Below are 23,248 nucleotides of genomic sequence, written 5' to 3' on the forward strand. Positions count from 1 at the left end.
CCTATGTCTTGATTAACCTTTTTTTAAAGCATCTGTGAAAGTCTTGGTAATTATTTGTGGCCTTGTAATCGCACTTCCCACCACAACAAAATGGGCGCCATTTTCCAATGCTTTTACCGCCTTCAATGGCGTATCGACCTTTCCTTCAGCAATTACAGGGATTGAAACTGACCGAATCATTTGCTTTAGTAACGCAAAATTATCATCGGCAATATTCGCTCCTTGAGTGGCCTCGGTATACCCTACTAGTGTTGTCGATATACAATCGAATCCTAGCTTTTCAGCTTGAATTGCCTCTGCAACTGTAGAAATATCTGCCATGAGAGTTACATTTGCAGATTGAGACTTCACCAGTTGTATAATATCAGCTAGCTTTTCATTCTTTGGTCTTTTACGATTTGTTGCATCCATTGCAATAATGTCTACTCCCGCTGCCAATAATGCCTCTGCTTCCTTTCGTGTAGGAGTAATATAGACGTTACTATCTGCATACTCCTGCTTAATAATCCCTATAACTGGAAGGTCTACCAGACTTTTAATTTCTAAGATATCCGCTACGGAATTAGCACGTATCCCTTTAGCACCTCCTTCTAGAGCAGCGATAGCCATCTTTCCCATGATTTTTGAAGAATGAAGTGGCTCTTCCTCTAAAGCTTGACATGATACAATTAATTGTTTTTCTAGTTGGTTTAAAACATTCATTACTCAATTTCTCCTAACGCTTCTTCTACTTGATTTTTAATGGTGGATACTTCAGGGCCATAAATAACTTGCACACCATTTCCGCTAGCTACGACACCTTTGGCACCAGTTTTCATTAAGTCGTCTTTCTTCACTAAATCCGCTTTAAATACACTAACTCTTAAGCGAGTAGCACAATTATCTACATCTTTAATATTTGCTTCGCCACCTAATCCTGAAATAATAGCCTCTGCTCTTTCACTTTTTGTATAAGTCTGTGTTTCTGTATTTTCATCTTCACGTCCAGGTGTTTTATAATTAAATTTTTTAATCATAAACTTAAACGTAAAGTAATATAGGAAGAACCAAACTATACCAATGATAGGAACGATAATCCAGTTTGTTTTTTCATTTCCTTGCAGCACTCCAAATAATAGGAAATCAATAAAACCTCCCGAGAATGTTTGGCCAATCGTTATTTCAAAAATATGTGCTAGCATAAATGCTAGTCCATCAAAAAACGCATGGATAACATATAAAACTGGAGCTATAAATAAAAATGAAAATTCTATCGGTTCGGTTATACCGGTTAAGAAAGAAGTTAACCCCGCTGATAGCATTAGACCAAGGACTTTCTTCTTGTTCTTCGGTTTTGCAGTATGATAAATTGCTAAACATGCTCCAATAAGTCCAAACATCATAGTAATATGTCTACCAGCCATAAATCGAGCTGTTCCAATAAAAAATTGTTCGACATCCGGTTGTGCGAGCTGTGCAAAGAAAATCCGCTGTGTTCCTTCTACCAGTGAACCATCTATAACCATTGATCCACCTAAACTCGTTGTCCAAAATGGAATGTAAAATATATGGTGTAACCCAAAAGGTCCAAGTAGTCTAAGAATGAATCCGTATATAAATGTACCTATATATCCTGTTACTTCTACAAGTCCACCGAGAGAGAAAATTCCTGATTGGATAACTGGCCAACCATAAAATAAGATGACACCTAATATAATTGACATAAATGCAGTGATAATTGGAATAAATCGTGATCCTCCAAAAAATCCGAGAAATTTTGGTAATTCTACCTTATTATATTTTTGATGCAACCAATACGTCATCAAGCCTAAAATTACACCACCAAATACACCCGTTTCCAATGATTGAATACCAAGCACCATTCCTTGCCCTACTTCTGCAAGGTTTTCCTCAGCTAGCTTTCCAGTAATCGTTAACATTGCGTTAATCGTTGCATTCATTACTAAATAACCTAATACTGCAGCTAGGCCAGCTGTACCTTTATCAGATCTAGCCAGTCCAATAGCTACCCCTACCGCAAAAATTAATGCTAAGTTGGCAAAAACTATATTTCCAGCAGAGCTCATAATTGTAAAAATTGCTTGTAGCCATGCATGATTAAGAATTGGATATGCTTGAATGGTTGCAGGATTACTAAATGCCCCACCTATTCCAAGTAGCAGCCCAGCAGCTGGAAGAACGGCAATTGGTAGCATGAATGACTTACCAAACCGTTGTGCCTTTTCAAAAAAAGCATTCTTCATACGATCCACCTCATTTCTTTGATATGAAAATAATTTACATTTTAATTTTAATTGTGTAAACTATTTTTATCAAGTGTTTTTTACCGCTTACAGACAGCTTTTTCAAAAAAGTTAGCTAATTTTGTGGTTGAATTTTTATAGAAGGTAGGGAATTATATGTTTCAAAAACTTTTTAATAGTAGGAGTAGCCAATTGAAATTAGTTGCTCCAACTGATGGTAATTTAATAAAGTTAGCAGATGTTCCAGATCCTGTATTTTCTGAGAAGATGATGGGAGATGGTGTCGCTATTAAGCCAAGTAACGGGATATTAGTTTCACCAGTGGATGCGAAGGTTATACAGGTTTTTCCTACTAAACATGCAATTGGTCTTAAAAGCGTGAATAATATAGAAATCCTCATACATATAGGTCTTGAGACTGTTAGCTTAAAAGGAGAAGGCTTTAAGGTTTTTGTCAAAGAAGGAGATAACGTGCAATTAGGAGAGAAATTAATTTCCTTTGATGTCGACTTAATTAAAGAAAAAGCCGCAAGTGCCATTACTCCAATTATTATTACGAATACCGCTGATATGCAGCGAATTTCGCAAATGGAATCACGATTTGTTTCCGCAGGTAAAGATGAAATTCTATCCATAGAGAAACAAGGATAATGTTTGACAATTGGCTTGATTGACTTTAACTAGACAACAAGCTGAACTTGACTTGAAGAGAAAGTAAATAAATTGGGGAAACCATTCGATGGCACGAATAATGGAAGATCCTATAAGGCAAAGTTTTGGTTCCTAATAGAAAAAGCGTTAACCACAGTAGCAAAGCCTCTAATTTAATAAAATAATTGTTAATACGAAGCGCAGCCAAAATACGTAGACTCCTTGAAAAAGAAGAACGCTTTTTCTGCGTATGATGTATCGTTGCCGAAGCTTTCCTTATCCTACGGCAAAAAGTTCGACCTGAAGATGTGCCCAGACGTGCCCGCGGAAAGCGAAGCATGTTGACTAAGCGATGAATGAACTACCTATCTCCAAAATAATAACCCAAACCTATCTAAAATATTTCAGATAAGGTTTGGGTTTTACATTGCTAAAAATTCTTTTGTCCCAGTCTCTAGAAAGCTGTTTTCCATTAACAAAGTCTTATATCTCTATTACTTATTCACTTACCGTTATATCGTATGTTCGCAACCAATAATCAATTTGACAAAGATGAGCGATTAATTGTGGTCCTTTCATTAATTGACCATACCACGGGTCCTTGAATTCACGCCCTTCGCTTTGTAAAATAGCTTCTACTTTATCACGATTTAAAAATTCAAATAAACGGGCATCTTTATCTGATAATATTTGCTCCATCCATGCTTTTACTGCCTTCGTATATTCTGGTTGAAACGTTTTAGGATACGGACTTTTCTTTCGGTATAGCACTTCATCAGGAAGAATCCCTTCCATTGCCTTCCTAAGAATACCTTTTTCTCTTCCTTCAAGCATTTTCATATCCCATGGAATATTCCATACATATTCTACTAATTTATGGTCTGCATAGGGTACACGAACTTCTAAACTTGCTCCCATGCTCATTCGATCCTTACGATCGAGGAGTTGTGCCATAAACCAATGCATATTTAAATAGAATAACTCTCTTCTACGTGCATCAATTTCTGATTCACCGTCCAATCGAGGTGTTTCTTCAATCGTTTCCTGATATTGTTGGAAAACATAATCCTTTAGATTTAATTTTTCTTGCCACTCAGGATGGAGAAGGTCAATACGTGAATCTAATGAACGCATCCATGGAAACCCTGCTCCACTGGCTGTAGTCGGATCATGGAACCAAGGATACCCACCAAAAATTTCATCCGCACATTCTCCAGAAAGACTTACCGTTGTACGCTTCTTTATTCGCCTACAAAACCATAGCATGGAGGAGTCAATATCTGCCATCCCCGGTTGATCACGTAAATAAACAGACTCCTTGAGATGATCAGCAAGTTCTCGGCCAGAAATCACCTCATCATGATGGTCTGTTTTAAACGTAGCCGCCATTTTATCGATCCACGGCTGATCCATCGCAGGTTGAAATTTACTTGCTTCAAAATAGTCTGCATTTCCTTCATAATCAATAGAAAACGTTGTTAACGGTGCTTTTCCTTGCTTTGTAAAATAGTTCGAAGCAATAGCGGTAATTGCACTTGAGTCTAGACCACCAGATAAAAACGTGGATACAGGTACATCTGCAACAAGCTGTCGTTCTACCGCATCAACAAATAATTCCCTTACCTTCTGTGTCGTTTCTTCAATAGAATCTGTATGTTCTTGACTTTTTACATTCCAGTATCTCCATATGTTTAAACCATTCGTTGAGAAGGTAAGCGCATGCGCGGAACGTAATTCCTTCATATTTTTAAATATGCCATGCCCAGGTGTTCGAGACGGACCTAATCCAAAAACTTCCGCCAAACCTGATAGATCAACCTCTGATTTCACATCGTTATGTGCTAGTATCGCTTTTAACTCTGAACCAAAAATAAACTGACCTTCGGATTCATAAAAAAACAATGGCTTAACCCCAAGTCGATCTCTTGCCATGTATAACTGTTCCTTTTTTCCATCCCATATGCCAAAAGCATAAATTCCATTCAAGTAATCAACACAAGCTTCTTCCCATTCGATATAAGCTGTAAGCAAAACCTCCGTATCGGACATCGTACGGAACACATATCCTTTTTTCCGTAATTCCTGCCGTAATTCCTCCGTATTATATAACTCGCCATTATAAACAATTGTGTAAGAATAGTTATCTTTAGCTTTTTGCATCGGCTGTTTCCCCCCTATGAGGTCAACAACGGAAAGCCGCTTATGTCCAAAGGCAACGTGCTGATCCAACCATATGTTTGACTCATCTGGTCCACGTAATGACAATGTTTCCGTCATATTCTTAAGCATTTCGCTATCTTCTCTAACGTCTTTTTGCCAATCGATATAACCTGTAATTCCACACAAAATAATGTCCCCCTCTCTTGATGCTTTACATTTACCTAGCCATTATATGCAAATTCATAATTGACAATTACAAAACTTCCGTTATGGATAAGTTTTTCTCAAGAAAAACAATCACCTCGTGGACTTTGGATTTAGTGCGTCCTTTAATCCTTCTCCAATAAAATTAATGGATAAAATCGTAACTATTAACGCAAGTGCAGGTGGGATCCAAATCCATGGTTTTCCTTGTAGTACATCTGGTTCATTAGCTGATGAAAGCATATTCCCCCAGCTAGGAACTGTTTGTGGCACTCCAAAATTTAAGTAGCTCAAGGCAGCCTCAACGGCAATCATGCCTGCAAATAATAATGTTGCTTGCACAATGATTGCCGAAATAACATTTGGTAATAAATGTCGAATGATAACCTTTGCAGATGAAGTTCCGATTGATTGAGCTGCTATAATATATTCATTTTCTTTCTCAGCAAGAATTTTACTTCGCACAATTCTTGCTGTTCCTCCCCAGCTTAGAAGGCTAATAACAATAATTAACACCCATACGCCAGAAACTGTACCAAATAATATTGCATTTAATACAATAACGAATACTAGAAAAGGAAAATTCAGGACAAAATCTGTAAAGCGCATAAGTAGATTATCAACAACACCACCGAAGTAGCCTGCAATAGATCCAATTAAAGAACCAAAACTTATAACAATGAAAGTAACGGATATGCCTACCATTAAAGAAACCCTTCCACCGTAAAGTAAACGTGTGTATACATCTCTTCCACTCTTATCAGTACCTAACCAGTGATCGGAGGAGGGTGGTAACGAAGTTTCACCAATATTAACTCTAGTTATATCCGTAGTAGTTATATAAGGTACAAGAAAAGAAATAACAATCACAAACAATAAGAAGCATGTGCTTACCATAGCAAGTTTATTTTTCATAAATTTCTTTCTTGCCATTGCCCATGGTGACATTTTCTTACTATATTTCAAATGCTTTGGAGAATTGATCATGACAAACTCCCCCCTCCTAATCTAATCGAATTCTTGGATCGACGACTCCATATAGAATATCTGCTACTAAATTACCAACTAAAACTAAACATGAAAACATCATTGTTAATGCCATTAATACCGCATAGTCATTCGTTTGAACAGATTGTACAAATAGTTGTCCTATTCCAGGATAGGTAAAAATAGTTTCGGTTATGATAGCACCACTAACTAAGGAAACAATATCAAAACCTAAAAACGTGATGAGCGGAATAATAGAATTCCTCAAAATATGTACATGATAGATTTTTCTATTACTTGTTCCCTTAGCACGCGCGGTCCGTACAAAATCCTTTCGGCTATTTTCAATAATGTCATTTCGTAAAAATTGTGTATAGCTCGCAGTACTCAATAATCCTAAAACGAGTGCAGGTAAAATAACATGATGTAGTTTACTAAGCCAGTATTCCACTGTTCCATTTTGTAAGGTTATGTCAACAGAACCATTGGAAGGAAATATACCTAAATGAAAAGAAAAGAAATAAATAGCAAACACTCCGGCAACAAACGATGGAATTGCCATTCCAAAATAATTAGCAGCACCAATAATATGATCACCTATTGTATAAGGTTTCCTACCAGCGAAAATCCCCATCGTAAAGGATAGGAAATACGTAATAATTAATGCGCTTATTCCTAAAAAAATAGTATTTTCTAATTTTTCACCTATTAAATCTGATACCGGCATTTTATAACGTACTGAACGACCAAAGTCACCCTGAATAAAATCAGAAATCCAACGACCATATTGGATATGATACGGATCATTATACCCAAGCTTTTCTCTCATATCTTCAATATAAACTGGATCTGTATTAAGCGGATCTATTTCTCCAGAGAGGGCATCCCCTGGCATCATTTTTGCCAGGGTAAATACCACAATGGAGATAAGGAACAACATTGGAATCATACCTAATATTCTTCTTAAGCAATACTTCCACATAGTGCCATACTCCTTATCTATTACAGATTAAAAATCTAGCCTTTAGTTAGGTTTAATCCACCATTCATGGGAACTATTTAATCCTGATACATCCATCTCAACACCTTGTACTCTTGTATTAACAGCCATTACCTCTTCCAATTCAGCAATCGTTATCATTGGAACTTCTTCACTTACATTTTTTTGCCATTCCATATAGATTTGCTTTCTTTTCTCTTGATCTTGACCCACTACATTGATATCAATTGCATCTGCAAGCAATTGATCATTTTTTTCGTTTACCCAACGTGGGTAATTCCATAATTGGTCACTGCCCCATAAGGCTGTCGGATCTGGATCTGTCCCCGTACTCCATCCTCCAAAGAATACTTCCATAGATTCATCTGCTTCTTCAAGTTGCTCATAATAAAGGTTCGCTTCTGGCATTTCTAACTTTGTAGCTAATCCGACATCATTCCAATATTGTGTTAGTGCTTTTGCACGAGCTTCAAACGTCGGATTCTGTGTAGCATAATGACTGAACTTGACTTTAAATTCTTCACCATTTGGATCTTCTCGAATACCATCGTCATTTACATCCACATATCCTGCCTCATCTAATAATTCCTTTGCCTTTTCAGGGTCATAATTGTACACTGTTACATCAGAATCATCCGCTGAAATCCAGTGAGCAGTTGGAATTGGTCGATTTACAGGCTGACCTAAACCAAAGAAAAATTCGTTAATCCACGACTCCCGATCAATAGCATAAGCCATCGCCTTCCGAAGCTGCTTATCATGATACTTCTCATAATCCATGACATTTTTTTCTCCATCCCACGTTCCTAATCGAAACCCAACATAGTAATAAGAGAGTCCTGGTGCTCTTATTACATCCGTATTATCAAGTGCTTGAATAGACTCAAAATTACTTGGGTGAAAAGCTGTCATATCCAATTGATTATTCTCCAGCTCGCCAACTACTAAGCTTGGGTCAATAACTTTTAACACGATACTATCTAAATGAGGCTTCCCTTGCCAATAATCGTCAAACGCCTCAAACTGAATAGATTCACCAGGAATAATCTCTTTTACTTTAAAAGGTCCAATTCCGATAGGTTTTTGACGCACTTGCGGAGATTCCGACATTTCGGCTACTGGAATACCCTCAAATTCCTTTCTAGAGAGAGGATATGTCCACAAGTTTTCTAGGTTATTAACACGAGCTTTATCAAATGTAATCTCGATTTCATAATCATTGACTACATGTATTCCCTCGATTTCATCAGCTTCTCCGGCTTTAAATTCTGGTACACCCTTTATGGTTTGGACATTAGTATATCGTGGTCCATCATAATCAGGGTGTGCTAGTGTTTCTATCGCAAAAACCCAATCATGTACAGTTAATTCTTCGCCGTTATGCCATTTCACCCCTTTTTGGAAGGTAAATGTATAATGCTGATTATCTTCTGTTTTCCAATCCGCCACATTTGGTTGTGGTTTTAGTTCCTCATCATACGTAATTAATCCATCATCTAAAAAATCGATCACCTCGGCATCAACTGCTATTCCATAGAAATTAATGTTGAATAATCCCTCAGGAGCCGAATCAAGTGCATAAACTAATGTCCCACCATCAACTGGACCTGTAGCTTCTTCCTTATCCCCTTCCTCCGATTGCGTCTCATTATTTTCCTTTTCCTTATCGCCCTCCTCTTCTGAACAAGCCACTAATAACATTGTTAACATAAGCAATAACATGAATGAAAACCAATATTTCTTCAAATTAGCTCCCCCCTAAAATAAGAAAGTCTATCTATCATATAAAAGACATGCGACCTGATGATTCGGCCTCACCTCCTTCAATTCAGGAACTACCTTTTTGCAGGCCTCCATCGCCATTGGACAACGTGTATGGAAAACACAACCACTTGGCGGATGTTGGGGGCTAGGTACATCTCCTTTTAAGATAATTCGCTCCTTTCTACGAAGTGGATTCGGATTAGGTATAGCTGACGTTAACGCTTGTGTATAGGGATGCATTGGATTTTTATACATGTCTTGTTTTGTAGCTACTTCTACTAAATTCCCTAAATACATAACACCGATTCGATCACTCATATGTTTCACAACACTTAGATCATGCGCAATAAAAAGATAAGTTAGATCAAATTCTTCTTGGATATCCTTTAATAAATTTAAAACCTGTGATTGAATGGAAACGTCCAATGCACTGACTGGTTCATCTGCTACAATTAATTTTGGATTTAAAGCCAATGCTCTAGCAATACCTATTCGCTGTCTTTGGCCTCCAGAAAACTCATGGGGATATTTATAATAATCTTCTTCCCGAAGGCCAACCTTATTTAAAAGTTGTTTCACTTTTGGCCGTATGTCACGGTGATTGTTCGAACTATAGTTCCGTATTGGCTCATCAACAATATGACCAACCATCATTTTGGGATTTAGGGATGCATAAGGGTCCTGAAAAACCATTTGAAAATGCCGACGAACTTCTCTAAGCTTTCTACCTCTTAACCTTGTAATATCTTGGTTATCAAAAATAATTTCGCCGTCTGTTGCATTTGTCAAACGTAGTATGGTCCTACCAGCAGTTGATTTTCCGCAGCCTGATTCACCTACAAGCCCAAAAGTCTCGCCTTTCTTTAATGTTAAGGAGATTCTGTCAACCGCTTTTACATCACCAATCTTCCGTTTAAAGAATCCTCCATGAATTGGATAATATTTTTTTAGATTCTTGACTCGCAGTAGTTCATAGTCCTCTTCTATTTTTTTTAGCTCCTTCATTTTTCAACTCCCTCCTCTGCTGTTCTATGCTGCTTTGGATAGCATGAATGATAAAGGAGACATCTGGCCAAATGACCATCACCTACAGGAGCGAGCTTTGGTGTTATAGACCTACAATCCGCAAAAGCCTTTGGACATCTGTCACGAAATCGACAGCCGACTTGCGGCATACTCGTTAACGAAGGCACTATTCCTCCAATTGTATGGAGACGTTCAACATCTTCTTCCATTTTAGGAATGCTATGTAATAAGGCTTCTGTATAAGGGTGTTTTGGGCTAGAAAATAATTCTACTGTAGTACTCGTTTCTACAATCTGCCCTGCATACATAACCATTACGCTATCTGCCATCTCAGCTACAACTCCTAAATCATGTGTAATTAACATAATTGCTGTATTCGCTTCTTGCTGAATGGATGTAAGCAATTCTAATATTTGTGCTTGAACAGTTACATCTAGCGCAGTTGTAGGTTCATCAGCTATCAATAATTTCGGATTTAAAGCAATGGCGATCGCTATCATCACACGCTGTCTCATTCCCCCAGATAATTGATGGGGATATTCATCTACTACCTTCTCTGGTCTAGAAATTCCAACCTGCTTCATCAATGCAATCGATTTTTTACGTGCTGCTTGTTTAGAGATATCTAAGTGATTATGTAGTACCTCTTGTATTTGTGAACCAATTGTAAAAACCGGATTAAGCGCTGTCATAGGCTCTTGGAAGATCATACTTATTTCTTTTCCGCGGACGTTATTCATCTCTTTATCCGTTTTATTTGTTAATGGCATCCCATTAAACCTTATTTCTCCTTTTGTAATTTTTGCATTTTCTTGCGGAAGTAATTGCATAATGGATAAGGACATCACACTCTTTCCACAGCCAGATTCACCAACAACACAAATAACTTCCTTCTCTTGAATCTCAAAGCTCACATCATCAACAGCATGATATATTTGTCCATTAATTGAAAAACCAGTATGTAAATTTTTTATTTCTAGTAGTGTTTTATTATTTTTCATCAATGATATTGCCCCCTTTTTGCTGTTATGGAAATGTAACGTAATTGTAATAGTTGACTATGATATATATTATTTAAAAATTTAAATAATATTACCTTTCTTTATTTTCGTTTATATCTAATAGTAAATGGAAGCTTCCTTTCTAAATCCTTACTATTCTGATTGCTTTACAGGATGTTTTGATTAATGGAATAATAAAGATAAGCACAAAAATCAACCATTGAATGCTAATAAGTGAAAATAGCCCATGAATTTTAACGGAACTATACAATGTAAAGGCAGTTCCAGGCAACAAAACATGAGGAGGCATTATAATGAAGCTTGCAGATTTTAAAACGGCAGAGGAAAGGGTAGCAATCTTACAAGATAAGGTAAGCGTGTTTGCTGAGCGTGCATACCAACTGGATAAGGATGATGTATTTCCTTTCGAAAACTTCCGCGATTTAAAAGAAATTGGCTACCCTTCACTAACCATTCCAAAAAAGTATGGAGGATTAGGCATTTCACTAACTGAAATGCTCAAGATGCAAGAAATCATTGCTAAAATGGATGGCTCAACGGCTTTAGGAATAGGTTGGCATATGGGAATTACGAAGCATTTAGGAGAAACAGACGCTTGGGAACCTCAAAAGTATGAATCCGTTATGAAAGATGTATTGACAAATAGTGCATTATTAAATAATGCAGCGTCTGAACGAGCCACTGGTAGTCCTACTAGGGGTGGGCGACCAGAAACTACAGCAGAACGAACCAATGACGGCTGGCTTGTTAATGGAAGAAAAACATTTACAACATTAGCACCAGTGCTTTCATATTTTATAGTAAGTGCTTCTATAAAGGGAACGGATAAGACAGGGAATTTTTTAGTAGAACGCGAACGTGACGGTGTATCTATTGATGAGACTTGGGACTCTATTGCGATGAAAGGTACAGGAAGTCACGACTTAGTTTTAGATCAAGTGAAATTGGACGACAGCGATTTTGTCGAGGAGCTTTCATCAGAGAAAAAACCAGCAGTTGGTTGGCTGCTCCATATTCCTGCATGTTATTTAGGTATTGCTAGAGCAGCCCAGGAAACTGCCCTACAATTTGCTTCTAGCTACTCTCCAAATAGCATTAAGGGGACCATCTCCGACTTACCAAACGTACAGCAAAAACTAGGAGAAATGGAACTTCTATTAATGGAAAGCGAATACTTTCTCTATGGTGTATCAGAAAAATGGGACCATGCTACGATAGATCAGCGCTCAGAAATGAAACCTCTGTTAGGCGCAGTAAAACTATCCGTTGTTAATAAAGCCATTGAAGTAGTTGATTTAGCGATGCGAATTAACGGAGCGCGTAGCCTATCTAGCAGTAACCCACTTCAACGATACTATAGAGATGTTCGTGCTGGATTGCATAATCCACCAATGGATGATATGACCATTATACAATTAGCATCAAAAAGTATAAGCGAATTTAGAAACAACCTATAATTATTTTAAAAGTCATTCGTACACTAGCAAAGAACATGTTTATTTTACGATTCTTTCAGAGCTTCTGTTTTTCTATTTTTAGATAAACTATTTCTATGCCACGCTTATAGCAATTTACGAGATACATGAAAAGATTGCCCCTCTCTTGACCTTCTAGGCTAGATGAGAGGCAATCTTTTCTAGTTTTCAACGACTTCATAACAGACTACTACGTATAGAAAATGAACCATTTAAAACAATTTAGCTTTCACTTGTAGATATGTGATACTAGTTTGTTGTTCGAAATAAAAACTTAAAATCTAGCTAATTATCAAATGATATACTTATTTCTCTACTTCTTCAACTCCTTCATTCCCCCTTTTTTATCTTTGACATACTTTTGAAATAAAAATGTAAGATTAGAATGAAGACATTTGAGGTAATACTATATAAGATACTATTGTTAAAATATGGATGCATTGATATCGAGATAAGGGGTGTCGTACATGAAGGGAATCATTTTAGCTGGGGGAAGTGGTTCAAGACTTTCTCCTAGCACAGACAGTATCAATAAGCACTTGCTAGCAGTCTATGACAAGCCAATGATCTACTATCCATTATCTGTTCTCATGCTTGGGGGTATTAAGGAAATCATGATTATTAGTACACCCGAAGCTAAGCCAAGATTTGAAGAACTGCTCGGAGATGGTTCATCACTAGGTATTACCTTGAAGTATAGTGAACAAAAACAACCTAATGGCATTCCAGAAGCTTTAACACTTTCTAAACATTTTTTAAAGAATGACGCTGTCACGTTAATTCTAGGAGATAATATATTCTACGGACAAGGGTTTACAACACTACTTCGCCATGCGCTTAGAAATCATAAGCATGCAACTATTTTTGGTTACCGTGTAAAGGACCCAGGTCGTTTCGGTGTCGTAGAATTTGACCATCGACAAAAGGCAATATCACTCGAAGAAAAACCGGAGGAGCCAAGATCTGACTTTGCCGTGACTGGACTTTATATATACGACAATCAAGCTGTGAAACTAGCAAATACATTAAAACCATCAGCAAGAGGAGAACTCGAAATCACAGATTTAAATAAAGCATATTTAAGACGAGGGCAGCTAGATGTAGAACTGCTTGGCAGAGGATTTGCTTGGATGGATGCTGGAACCCATGAATCACTGTTTGACGCATCGGAATTTGTTAAAATTACTCAACAACGTCAAGGGTTTAAGTTAGCTTGTCTCGAGGAAATCGCCTATTACCTAGGGTATATTTCTAGGGAGCAATTATATAAAAAAGGAAAAGCGATGAAAAAAAACGATTATGGAGCCTATCTATTAGAAATCGCTGACCGTAAACACACACAACAATATTGGGATACTATTGATCGTAATCCAATGCTAGGGCTGGTTGAATAATGAAAACAAATAAATCTACTATCTTAATTACTGGCGGCGCAGGGTTTATCGGTGCTAATTTCATTCCATATTTCATGAAAAAACACCCAGACTATACTATTATCAATCTCGATAAACTGACGTATGCAGGTAATCTATTACATTTAACCGAGGTAAGTGATTCACCTAACTACCATTTTATTCATGGAGATATTACGGATGAACAACTTGTTACAACTATATTCAATCGCTATGATATCGGTGGTGTTATTCATTTTGCAGCTGAATCACATGTAGATAGATCTATTGAAGATGCTAACCATTTTATTCAAACAAATGTGCTTGGAACCATGGTGTTACTACAAATTGCCAAAAATGATTGGCAAAGAAAGCGGCAATTACAACACAGACGATTCCATCATATCTCTACAGATGAAGTTTACGGTTCATTAGGTGAAAAAGGGAAATTTACGGAGACAACACCTTATAATCCTCGAAATCCCTATAGTGCATCAAAAGCTGGGGCAAATATGCTCGTTAAAAGCTTTGGATACACGTACGGAATGGATGTAGTGGTGACGAGTAGTTCAAATAATTACGGTCCAAAACAGCATGATGAAAAATTAATTCCAACCATTATTCGAAAAGCACTAAAAGGGGAAGCAATTCCTATTTATGGTGACGGATCTAATATTCGTGATTGGTTATATGTGTCAGACCACTGTGGTGCACTCGATCTTGTTTTTCATCATGGGAAATCTTTGGAAAAATATAATATTGGTGGTTCCAATGAACAGACAAACATAGCAATTGCTAAGAAGGTTTGTCACATTTTAGATGAGCTAACTCCTGAGTCTAAAAGGGAAAATGGCCTTTCTTCGCATGGGGAGCTTATCACGTATACAAAAGATCGCCCTGGACATGATCAACGTTATGCCGTTGACGATCAAAAAATACGAACAGAATTGGGCTGGAAACCGGTAGAGGACTTTCATACCGGCCTTCAGAAGACTATAAAATGGTATATAAGGCAATGGGCGAAAAGCAAAGTCCATTAATTTCTGTCGTTATTCCGGTCTACGGCTGTACACAATGCCTCCGTGAATTATGCAGTCGAATCAAAACTACGATAGAAGAGATTCCAGCCCAATACGAAATCATTCTAGTTAATGATGCTAGTCCGGATAATGCTTGGCAGACCATTAAAGATTTGAATAATAAAGATAAACAAATTAGAGGATTGAACTTAGCTCGAAATTTTGGACAACACCATGCAATAACGGCAGGACTTGATTACACAAACGGAGACTGGGTTGTCGTCATGGATTGTGATTTACAAGATCGACCAGAAGAAATAAAAAAATTGTATAAAAAGAGTCAAGAAGGTTATGAGGTGGTTTTCGGAAAACGTATGGAACGCAGAGATAATTGGTTGAAGAAGAAGTCATCACAATTTTTCTACCGCATCTATGATTATTTTTCTGGTGGGACATCTGATTATACAATTGCCAATTACAGTATCGTATCTCAAAAAGTAGTAGTAGGCTATCGACAAATGCGAGAACAAAATCGTTTTTTTCCCTTGTTTTTGCAGTGGATGGGATATGAAAGCACCTCTATTCCAATTGAACATGACGCACGAAAAGAAGGGAAATCTTCCTATAATCTAAAGAAATTAATTACGTTAGCAACGGATGCGATTATTTCCCAATCTAATAAGCCATTGAGGCTATCCATTCAATTCGGATTTCTTATTTCTTCTGTATCCTTTATTTACGGTATGTACTTATTTGGTAGATATTTTTTCCTTGCTGAACCTGTACAAGGTTGGACAAGTGTCATGGTTTCTATCTATTTCATTGGTGGATTGATTTTCTTTAATTTTGGAATTCTAGGATTATATATCGGAAAGGTATTTAATGAAACAAAAGATCGGCCGCTTTATTTGATAAGAGAAACAACAGACAGTAAAGAATATGAAACAAACAAACGGAGCTGATAGCATGGACACATACTTAAAACCAACCCCTTGGGATAAACGGAATTTTCATATTAATACGTATGAGCTCACCAGCGCTTCAGAGGAAGCCTTACAGGAAACGAATCAAATAGAAGGACATTTCACTCTAAAGATTGATCCAACTATCAATACAGAGAAGTTGTATAAATACGGCTTTTATTATACAGATACGTTAATAGAACCAGTATGCCAAAAAAGCAAATTGAAATTATTCAAACAAGATGGTATGGAGCTTTCTAGAGATTATGATAAAGCACATATTTTAGAAATCGCTGGTGAAGTCTTTACAAATGGACGATTTCATCGTGACTTTAATATTCCTAATTTCATGGCTGATCATCGCTATAAAAACTGGGTAAATGATTTAATTCAAGCAGATAAAATTGTTGCGCTAATCTACGGAAATCATTTAGCTGGCTTCTTTGCTTATGATTCTAATAAAGTCCTTCTACTAGCGATGGATAAATCCTATCGCGGGAGAGGTCTTGCAAAATCGTTTACCAGCCATTGTGTTGATGAATTGTTTCGTATTGGCAATTATGAGGAAGTCAGAACATCGATTTCTCCTTCGAATCCGGCATCATTAAATGTTTTTATTTCATTAGGCTTCCGATTAAATGGTGCTGTAGATGTCTATCATAAATTAAATGGCTCTTTACCAGTTGGGGTGTAACAATGGGATATCTGTATATTCTTGGGACCATTGGGTTCACAGTTTATGGCCAATTAATTCTAAAATGGAAAATTGATCAATATGGAAGTTTACCAAATGCATTTATGGGGAAAATCAATTTCCTACTACAGTTATTACTAAATCCATGGATTCTATCTGGCTTGTTTTCTGCTTTTCTAGCAGCGCTATGCTGGATGGCAGCGATGACTAAGTTTGATATTAGCTATGCATATCCTTTTATGAGTCTTTCTTTTGTACTTGTATTTATACTTTCTGCTGTACTATTTGGGGAACCAGTATCTCCTCCAAAAATAGTCGGATTTTCCCTTGTAATTGCAGGTATTATTATAATGAGGTGATTCTATGATTCCGTTTAATAAACCTTGTGTGATTGGTTCAGAGATGACCGCTATCCAACAAGCTATCACGTCCAACAAAATTTCGGGTAATGGTTCATTTGGAAAAAAATGTACGAACTGGTTAGAGAACCAGTTAACTTGTGATAAAGCATTACTGACCCCTTCCTGTACCGCAGCATTAGAGATGACCGCTTTATTATTGAATGTTCAACCAGATGATGAAGTTATTATGCCTTCTTATACATTTGTTTCTACTGCCAATGCCTATGCATTACGCGGTGCTTCGATTCGATTTGTTGATATTGATCCAGGCACCATGAATATTGATCCAAAGGAAGTGGCACGGGCGATTACCGATCAGACCAAAGCCATTGTGGTCGTTCACTATGCTGGTGTAAGCTGTGATATGGATGAAATATTAACGTTAGCAAACAGCCATAATTTATGGGTTATTGAAGATGCCGCACAAGGCTTAATGAGTACATATAAAGGAAAAGCACTTGGTTCGATTGGACACATGGGAACACTTAGCTTTCATGATACTAAGAATTATACGTGTGGTGAGGGCGGTGCATTACTCATTAACGATCCTTCCCTTAGCGAACGGGCAGAGATGATCCAGGAAAAAGGAACGAATCGTTCTCAATTTATTCGTGGAGAGATCGACAAATATACATGGAGAGATGTTGGTTCATCCTATTTATTAAGTGAAATTAATGCTGCCTATTTATCCGTACAGCTTGAACACGCTAGTAAGATCCATCACGATCGTCTACATAGTTGGAACCAATACAATCACGGTTTACTAAACTTACAGCTGGCTGGAAAGATTGATTTACCAACCGTTCCCAATCCATGTGAACATAATGCACATATGTATTATATTAAAATGAAAAACCAGTCAGAAAGATATCAATTGCAACAGTTTTTAGACGAACATGAGATTGTGACAGCTACTCATTATGTTCCCTTACATAGCGCACATGCTGGGAAACAATTCGGTGCATTTATTGGTGAGGATACGCATACTACAACGGAAAGTAATCGCTTATTACGCTTACCGCTTTACTATGGGATAGGAGAAGAGGCAATTAATGATGTGGTCAACAAAATACAACTGTTTTTCCAACCATAAGCTTCTGGTAGGCATTGCTTGTCTAGTTATCGTTACCTACCTGATGCCGTATTACATTCTAGGTGAAGACACACATATTCGTGTACACGATAATTTAGACTCCAATATCGTATGGTATCACTTGCTTGCAGAAAGTGGCCAAATTTTTAGCTTAACGGATACGACATTTCCCAACATCATTAATGGGTTACCAAGAAGTTCCCTACCTTCTGGATTAGATGCAATGGTATGGCTATATACCATGTTTGAACCCATGACAGCGTACAGCATTGGGCAAACTATCATGCGGTTCGTGGCTTTTTTCGGTATGTATCTATTATTAAAGCATTTCACTTCGTTTGGTAGGAAGATACCAATCATTACTGTTGGTTCCTCGTTAGGGTTTGCTTTATTACCCTATTGGCCATCAGGTATGCTATCGATTGCTGGATTACCACTAGCCTTGTTCTTATTTTTATCCATTCGGAAATATGGGAAAGCAACACCTTGGTATTATTGGCTAACCCTATTGCTTATCCCATTTCTGTCTAGTTTTGTGCTAACCTTTGTTTTCTTTTTAACCATCATGGGTCTAATTTGGCTTATCGATTGGATTCGCTTGAAGCAGTTTCATTGGCCGTTTTTTGGGGCAATTGCAGCAATGACAAGTATTTATGTACTAAAAAATTACCTATTAATCACGTCCATGTTTTTTAGTTCGGGATTCACTTCTCATCGCGACGCATTAAATTTAGGGCATAATTCCTTGCAACGAAGTGTAGAGTTATCATTTGAAAATTTCCTCTATGGTCATACCCATGATATGGCACAGCATTACTGGATTATTATACCGGTAATTGGGTTTGCCTTTATCATTGCAGGCTATCGGTCTATTAAACCAACATGGTTATTAGGATTATTTTTTATTAATTTTTCCCTTTCCATCTGGTATGCATTTTGGTATTGGGAGGGATGGCGTGTAGTGAAGGATAATTTTATGATTGCCAACACCTTCAATTTTGCCCGGATTCACTTTTTCGATCCAGCTATTTGGTACATCTGCTTTGCTTTAGCATTGGCAATTATTTGGAAACACCTTCGCTTTGGTAGATTCATTGCTGTTTTTTTAATTATTGCTCAATGCGGGCTGGTTTTATTTCCATTAAATGAGGAAAGTAAATATAATTCTATTGGCACACCGACATTTAAAGAATTTTATTCTGAAGAATTGTTTACTGAAATTCAGTTATATATTGGTAAGAATCTCGAAGATTACCGAGTGGTAAGTATTGGAATGCATCCAACTATCGCACAGTACAATGGGTTTTATACGCTGGATACATACAATAACAGTTTTCCTTTGGGTTATAAACAAGCGTTTAGGAGAATTATTGCGGACGAACTTGAAAAAAATCCAGTGTTAGAGAATTATTTTGATACGTGGGGCGGTAGATTATATATGTATGTAGCTGAACACGGTGAAAATTATCTCTATACCAAAAATCGGAATGACCTAATTGAAGATCTGGATATAAATACGAAGGCATTGAAAGATCTGGGAGGAGAGTATATCTTAGCAGCTGTACCTATTAATAATGCAGAGGAACTTCATCTCACACTAGAGAAGACATTCGAACACCCTAATGCTGCATGGAAGATTTGGCTTTATCATGTAGATTAGTGGAATCGTGCAAGCTCAACGGCAGAGCTGCGCGACCTTTTATGAAATGTGTGATTTCTAGTGAGCAGTATATATACAGGACTATTCTCCATTTCCATGCATTAACTATCCATATTTTGATAATCCCATAGCAACTTCCATTCTCCATCAACCTCTGCCATATAAACATCCTGTATTAAGGTAGAATTACCGTATTTCCCGTTAAAATGTTGAGAGACGGTGATTCGATAAACGGTCGGAATTGGTTCTCCCTCTACTGTAGGAAGCCAATTCTTCATTTCCTCGATATCTCCAAAGCTATATGTGAAATGGAGTACTCCAAAATAATTCATAATGACATCTGATCGATCCTGAATATACGTTCCTTTTGGAAATTTTTCTTTCATCATTGGATGCAACATTTCCCAGGACTCAGAAAAAGCTCCTCTTTGCTCATAGGCGTAAAATTCCTCGGCAGCCTCCTCTGCTTGATGCTCTGGTGATGATGCAACAACAAAATATATGGTGCCCGCAACAGCAATAGCAAGTATAAAAAGCAATAGTAATAGTTTATGCAAAGTTTCATCTCCTTTTTATGCTTGCTACCATATTATTCATAGCTACAACAAATTATTATTAGAACGACTAGTAACATTCATCAGCTTTCAACTAATTCATTAGCTTAACTCGAAAAATATTACAGAAAACCGAGAAAGATATACCTCTTAAATAAACAATTTATAGGGACTGGTATAGAAAAGGCTATGGGAGAAGAAAATTTTGTGAAGCCCTAAGAGTCAGTATGCTTTACTAGAGACAAAACCTCGCCCGCGGAAATCATAGTATTTTAATGGTGCGACGATAGAACCTATTTTAAGTAATGAAACCGTTCGGGTTAGGATCTGGATAAAATTCGTCTCTCCCAGCCTCCTTGCATCAATCCTCAATATATACAGAATCGATAATGGTTCGTTCGAAAGTAGAACCTTTCTTTGTTTTTCCACTAATGTCTACGGTAATATTATAAGCTTGATTTTTCTTTGGAAATGTTAGATTTGTAGACATATCTACATTTCCTTTCGTTGAAAATGACTTTACTTCGTTCATCGTTCCAGACTCCACTATTTTATAGCTGGCTTTTAAGCTATCTTCTTGAATGAAGGAATCATCAGTCTTTAATTGATAATAAAATGATTTATTTTTACTATTCTTATTCATATTCGATACTAGATTCCACTTCCTTGGAGTATCATAATTGGCAACAAGCAAATAGGCACTATCCTGTTTACTCCCTAGTTCAACCATCCATTCTCCAGAGACAGGATTTTTTACTGGAATTGTATATGCAGTAGCTCCTGTAAATATCCCTCCGGATTCTTGAGTTGTTGCTTGCGTAGCTATATACGATTTGCCCGATGGATCTATTAATGCAAGCTGATTTAATTCATGAGCCGCATAAACTTGCACTGTTATCTCGTCTACACCATCTTCAATCGGTAGAGAAAGCTGATCGCTCTTATTTTGAACTAGCGAATTACCACGTACTAAATGGTCTGAGGTGGGTAATGGCATTCTATAGGAGCTTGGTGAGAAGCTTCTTCCAGGCACCAATTCATCCGCTATGAAGCTCTCAAAGACAGGAAATATGACTTCACTGCGAACTGAAGTATGATTCCAGTCTCCTATAGCAATTTCTTGACCACCCGGTAAATTACTACTAACAGCTGTTACTACACCATCATTATCTCCATAACTAGAGAGATAGACGCCACCATACCAAGTAGCAGAGAATATGGACCCCCAATCCGTTCCTCCAAGCGTATAAATATCGTTGTAGTATGCATATGGTTCAGAATCAGTGATGGAGCGAAAATGCTCCATATATCCTGTCTCCACTGCAGTAGTGCCTTCCCCTTGCATACCGAGTAAATCTGCCAGCCAACCAGCCCAGGAGCTATTTGCCAAATCTGCTAGCTGTGAGCCATGATGTGGACTAGAAAGCGTAATAATATTATCTACATATTGCCATGCATCATAATATGTTACTGCAGCCTGAGCATCAACTCCTCCTTTACTATAGGCAACTAATGTAATTGGCTGGCCATTAAAATGCGCGGCTATTTCTTCAATTTTGTCAGCAAGTAGTCTTCCGTTATCCCACATATCAGCCGAAGCCCCACCAGCATCGTATAGCTGAACAAATGCCGTATGATAGCCTGCCTCATAGGCTGCCTCATACAAACCATTGTCTTCCCAAAAGATCTGAGCCACATTATTTAATCCTGGGACAAATAGTAAGACAGGTGCTCCCTCTTGTGGATGTTCAGGTGTCTCCCCAACAAACCATTCTCCTGGTGTTTCATCGTTACCGTTATTTCCTTTTCCAAATACCGTTATGTCGTCACCCTTGCCTACAAGTCGTGGACTAGCTATACCTTTTGCTTGTGCTGCTACATAACACGGAATGGATATTACAAGTAAACCGAAAAGAAACATAACGAGCAGTCGAATCGTCATCTCTTCTCCCCCATTCAGAATATTAGTGGTAGTTACTATATAAACATCATTGTAAAATGATGGAACTGAAAAGGGCTTTTACTCCTTTATATTTATGAAAAACAGGGCTTCTTTAATAACTAACTAAAGTAAAGAAGTTATAAAGCGATGATTATTTAAAACACTACAGCCTTTTATTTTAAAAACTGCTGAATTCGTAGCCAACGAATTCAGCAGTTGTTCACCATAGATGTATCATCGTTTGTACATAAATCTGTACCATAATATAAAATACGATTGCATATTTAAAATTAAAGCGAATCCCATTTTTAAAACCATTTAAACCGTTCGAGGCACTTAAAATAATTACTGGCATTATCAGAGGTGAAATTAAAATAGAGATGACGCTACCAGATGTGACTGCTAATACAATTAACTCAGGAGGATATGGTAGAGCGATATTTTCTAATATTCCTGCTACTAAAACCATCACGGTTAATGGTCCCATTCCAATAAACCCAAGGAAAATCACAATAAATGGAAGAAGATATAGGATATTAATAAATGGTAGCATCTCTTGCAACGCATAAACACCATCCACTACATAATCACCAAAATTTGTTTGATTTAACGCATAAATTAATACTCCTGCACCGAGCATAATGCTAAGCTGATATGATTGATTTGTCATATTTTGCTGAAAGTAAATTTTCGCTTCTTCTACAAATTTTTTCGGTTTCTTTTTGACCACGTAATAGAAGCAAGTCCAGATTATCACTGTTAGAGGAATTACCATCATTAGATCCGTGGAAAAAATGGCATGGATAATAAAGATTGATCCAAATAAACTAATTAAGAAAAACGGAGCAAAATTCGCTCATTCCTTATCACTACATGCTCCGATTTACGCTTCCTCTAGTAGCTATTATGGAATAATAGCTACTGCTTGACCACCACTCCGGCTGCCCACTTCCCTTTCCGTGGGGTTTGTCCTTCAGCTAACTTTTTTAGCAAAACCCGC

Annotated in this window: 20 protein-coding genes; 9 read left to right on the forward strand and 11 right to left on the reverse strand. The window is 37.4% G+C overall.

The genetic code is table 11. The features are described 5' to 3' along the window. Window positions 1-12: 12 nt before the first annotated feature. A complete protein-coding gene (locus tag RVS70_RS10715) occupies window positions 13-702 on the reverse strand; it encodes an N-acetylmannosamine-6-phosphate 2-epimerase (RefSeq protein ID WP_026680094.1) in 690 nt (229 codons plus the stop codon). Further along, entirely contained in the window at window positions 702-2,243 is a 1,542-nt protein-coding gene (locus RVS70_RS10720) for a PTS transporter subunit EIIC (protein ID WP_026680095.1), read from the reverse strand. The genes RVS70_RS10715 and RVS70_RS10720 overlap by 1 nt, the downstream gene beginning before the upstream one ends. Before the next feature lie 192 nt (window positions 2,244-2,435). Between RVS70_RS10720 and RVS70_RS10725 the strand changes: the two genes are divergently transcribed. Next, window positions 2,436-2,894, forward strand: coding sequence for a PTS glucose transporter subunit IIA (locus RVS70_RS10725; protein WP_308036020.1), 459 nt, complete (start codon window positions 2,436-2,438; stop codon window positions 2,892-2,894). 498 nt (window positions 2,895-3,392) lie between these two features. Here RVS70_RS10725 and asnB read toward each other — a convergent pair whose 3' ends face one another. The 6 genes from asnB to RVS70_RS10755 all read right to left on the reverse strand — a co-directional run bounded on the left by asnB (window position 3,393) and on the right by RVS70_RS10755 (window position 11,036). Then, complete coding sequence (gene asnB, locus RVS70_RS10730; RefSeq protein ID WP_321133247.1) at window positions 3,393-5,240, reverse strand: asparagine synthase (glutamine-hydrolyzing); 1,848 nt, start codon at window positions 5,238-5,240, stop codon at window positions 3,393-3,395. A gap of 111 nt (window positions 5,241-5,351) precedes the next feature. After that, window positions 5,352-6,245 carry an oligopeptide ABC transporter permease gene (opp4C, locus tag RVS70_RS10735; RefSeq protein ID WP_321133248.1) on the reverse strand — a complete coding sequence of 298 codons (894 nt, stop codon included), beginning with the start codon at window positions 6,243-6,245 and terminating at the stop codon, window positions 5,352-5,354. Between the two features lie 16 nt (window positions 6,246-6,261). Beyond that, the gene (gene opp4B / locus RVS70_RS10740) at window positions 6,262-7,227 is read right to left on the reverse strand and encodes an oligopeptide ABC transporter permease (RefSeq protein WP_321133249.1); all 966 of its coding nucleotides are present in this window, start codon (window positions 7,225-7,227) and stop codon (window positions 6,262-6,264) included. A 42-nt stretch (window positions 7,228-7,269) separates the two neighbouring features. Next, the gene (opp4A, locus tag RVS70_RS10745) at window positions 7,270-8,991 is read right to left on the reverse strand and encodes an oligopeptide ABC transporter substrate-binding protein (RefSeq protein ID WP_026680100.1); all 1,722 of its coding nucleotides are present in this window, start codon (window positions 8,989-8,991) and stop codon (window positions 7,270-7,272) included. Between the two features lie 27 nt (window positions 8,992-9,018). Next, window positions 9,019-10,014 carry an ABC transporter ATP-binding protein gene (locus RVS70_RS10750; RefSeq protein WP_026680101.1) on the reverse strand — a complete coding sequence of 332 codons (996 nt, stop codon included), beginning with the start codon at window positions 10,012-10,014 and terminating at the stop codon, window positions 9,019-9,021. Then, window positions 10,011-11,036: an ABC transporter ATP-binding protein gene (locus tag RVS70_RS10755; RefSeq protein ID WP_166530515.1), complete on the reverse strand. Its 1,026-nt coding sequence runs from the start codon at window positions 11,034-11,036 to the stop codon at window positions 10,011-10,013. The genes RVS70_RS10750 and RVS70_RS10755 overlap by 4 nt, the downstream gene beginning before the upstream one ends. Before the next feature lie 314 nt (window positions 11,037-11,350). Between RVS70_RS10755 and RVS70_RS10760 the strand changes: the two genes are divergently transcribed. The 8 genes from RVS70_RS10760 to RVS70_RS10795 all read left to right on the forward strand — a co-directional run bounded on the left by RVS70_RS10760 (window position 11,351) and on the right by RVS70_RS10795 (window position 19,752). Further along, window positions 11,351-12,514 carry an acyl-CoA dehydrogenase family protein gene (locus tag RVS70_RS10760; RefSeq protein ID WP_321133255.1) on the forward strand — a complete coding sequence of 388 codons (1,164 nt, stop codon included), beginning with the start codon at window positions 11,351-11,353 and terminating at the stop codon, window positions 12,512-12,514. 485 nt (window positions 12,515-12,999) lie between these two features. Next, window positions 13,000-13,926: a glucose-1-phosphate thymidylyltransferase RfbA gene (gene rfbA / locus RVS70_RS10765; RefSeq protein WP_121605753.1), complete on the forward strand. Its 927-nt coding sequence runs from the start codon at window positions 13,000-13,002 to the stop codon at window positions 13,924-13,926. Then, a complete protein-coding gene (gene rfbB / locus RVS70_RS10770) occupies window positions 13,926-14,963 on the forward strand; it encodes a dTDP-glucose 4,6-dehydratase (RefSeq protein ID WP_026680105.1) in 1,038 nt (345 codons plus the stop codon). Before rfbA ends, rfbB begins: the two co-directional genes overlap by 1 nt. Continuing rightward, window positions 14,924-15,904, forward strand: coding sequence for a glycosyltransferase family 2 protein (locus RVS70_RS10775; protein ID WP_321133258.1), 981 nt, complete (start codon window positions 14,924-14,926; stop codon window positions 15,902-15,904). The genes rfbB and RVS70_RS10775 overlap by 40 nt, the downstream gene beginning before the upstream one ends. 4 nt (window positions 15,905-15,908) lie before the next feature. Beyond that, on the forward strand, window positions 15,909-16,598 hold the full coding sequence (locus RVS70_RS10780; RefSeq protein WP_026680107.1) for a GNAT family N-acetyltransferase: 690 nt from the start codon (window positions 15,909-15,911) through the stop codon (window positions 16,596-16,598). Between the two features lie 2 nt (window positions 16,599-16,600). Continuing rightward, the gene (locus tag RVS70_RS10785; protein WP_121605755.1) at window positions 16,601-16,957 is read left to right on the forward strand and encodes an EamA family transporter; all 357 of its coding nucleotides are present in this window, start codon (window positions 16,601-16,603) and stop codon (window positions 16,955-16,957) included. A gap of 4 nt (window positions 16,958-16,961) precedes the next feature. Then, a complete protein-coding gene (gene rffA, locus RVS70_RS10790) occupies window positions 16,962-18,092 on the forward strand; it encodes a dTDP-4-amino-4,6-dideoxygalactose transaminase (RefSeq protein ID WP_121605756.1) in 1,131 nt (376 codons plus the stop codon). Continuing rightward, window positions 18,052-19,752: a DUF6044 family protein gene (locus tag RVS70_RS10795; protein ID WP_321133261.1), complete on the forward strand. Its 1,701-nt coding sequence runs from the start codon at window positions 18,052-18,054 to the stop codon at window positions 19,750-19,752. The genes rffA and RVS70_RS10795 overlap by 41 nt, the downstream gene beginning before the upstream one ends. Window positions 19,753-19,853: 101 nt before the next feature. Here the strand turns inward: RVS70_RS10795 and RVS70_RS10800 are convergent, their stop codons facing one another. The 3 genes from RVS70_RS10800 to RVS70_RS10810 all read right to left on the reverse strand — a co-directional run bounded on the left by RVS70_RS10800 (window position 19,854) and on the right by RVS70_RS10810 (window position 22,978). Next, entirely contained in the window at window positions 19,854-20,309 is a 456-nt protein-coding gene (locus tag RVS70_RS10800) for a hypothetical protein (protein WP_205388862.1), read from the reverse strand. Between the two features lie 358 nt (window positions 20,310-20,667). Continuing rightward, window positions 20,668-22,248 carry a hypothetical protein gene (locus tag RVS70_RS10805; RefSeq protein WP_321133263.1) on the reverse strand — a complete coding sequence of 527 codons (1,581 nt, stop codon included), beginning with the start codon at window positions 22,246-22,248 and terminating at the stop codon, window positions 20,668-20,670. A gap of 220 nt (window positions 22,249-22,468) precedes the next feature. After that, window positions 22,469-22,978, reverse strand: coding sequence for a hypothetical protein (locus RVS70_RS10810; RefSeq protein ID WP_228088854.1), 510 nt, complete (start codon window positions 22,976-22,978; stop codon window positions 22,469-22,471). Window positions 22,979-23,248: the final 270 nt, after the last annotated feature.

Source organism: Virgibacillus sp. M23 (assembly GCF_034190895.1).
Lineage (GTDB): Bacteria > Bacillota > Bacilli > Bacillales > Amphibacillaceae > Virgibacillus > Virgibacillus salarius.

What these genes read in the sequence shown, in the direction of transcription:
- RVS70_RS10750 (WP_026680101.1), bottom strand. Translation starts at nt 10,014, where the DNA reads ATGAAGGAGCTAAAAAAAATAGAAGAGGACTATGAACTACTGCGAGTC.
- RVS70_RS10720 (WP_026680095.1), bottom strand. Translation starts at nt 2,243, where the DNA reads ATGAAGAATGCTTTTTTTGAAAAGGCACAACGGTTTGGTAAGTCATTC.
- RVS70_RS10775 (WP_321133258.1), top strand. Translation starts at nt 14,924, where the DNA reads ATGGTATATAAGGCAATGGGCGAAAAGCAAAGTCCATTAATTTCTGTC.
- opp4B (WP_321133249.1), bottom strand. Translation starts at nt 7,227, where the DNA reads ATGTGGAAGTATTGCTTAAGAAGAATATTAGGTATGATTCCAATGTTG.
- RVS70_RS10715 (WP_026680094.1), bottom strand. Translation starts at nt 702, where the DNA reads ATGAATGTTTTAAACCAACTAGAAAAACAATTAATTGTATCATGTCAA.
- RVS70_RS10780 (WP_026680107.1), top strand. Translation starts at nt 15,909, where the DNA reads ATGGACACATACTTAAAACCAACCCCTTGGGATAAACGGAATTTTCAT.
- rfbB (WP_026680105.1), top strand. Translation starts at nt 13,926, where the DNA reads ATGAAAACAAATAAATCTACTATCTTAATTACTGGCGGCGCAGGGTTT.
- RVS70_RS10805 (WP_321133263.1), bottom strand. Translation starts at nt 22,248, where the DNA reads ATGACGATTCGACTGCTCGTTATGTTTCTTTTCGGTTTACTTGTAATA.
- RVS70_RS10795 (WP_321133261.1), top strand. Translation starts at nt 18,052, where the DNA reads ATGATGTGGTCAACAAAATACAACTGTTTTTCCAACCATAAGCTTCTG.
- RVS70_RS10760 (WP_321133255.1), top strand. Translation starts at nt 11,351, where the DNA reads ATGAAGCTTGCAGATTTTAAAACGGCAGAGGAAAGGGTAGCAATCTTA.
- opp4C (WP_321133248.1), bottom strand. Translation starts at nt 6,245, where the DNA reads ATGATCAATTCTCCAAAGCATTTGAAATATAGTAAGAAAATGTCACCA.
- rffA (WP_121605756.1), top strand. Translation starts at nt 16,962, where the DNA reads ATGATTCCGTTTAATAAACCTTGTGTGATTGGTTCAGAGATGACCGCT.
- RVS70_RS10785 (WP_121605755.1), top strand. Translation starts at nt 16,601, where the DNA reads ATGGGATATCTGTATATTCTTGGGACCATTGGGTTCACAGTTTATGGC.
- RVS70_RS10755 (WP_166530515.1), bottom strand. Translation starts at nt 11,036, where the DNA reads ATGAAAAATAATAAAACACTACTAGAAATAAAAAATTTACATACTGGT.
- rfbA (WP_121605753.1), top strand. Translation starts at nt 13,000, where the DNA reads ATGAAGGGAATCATTTTAGCTGGGGGAAGTGGTTCAAGACTTTCTCCT.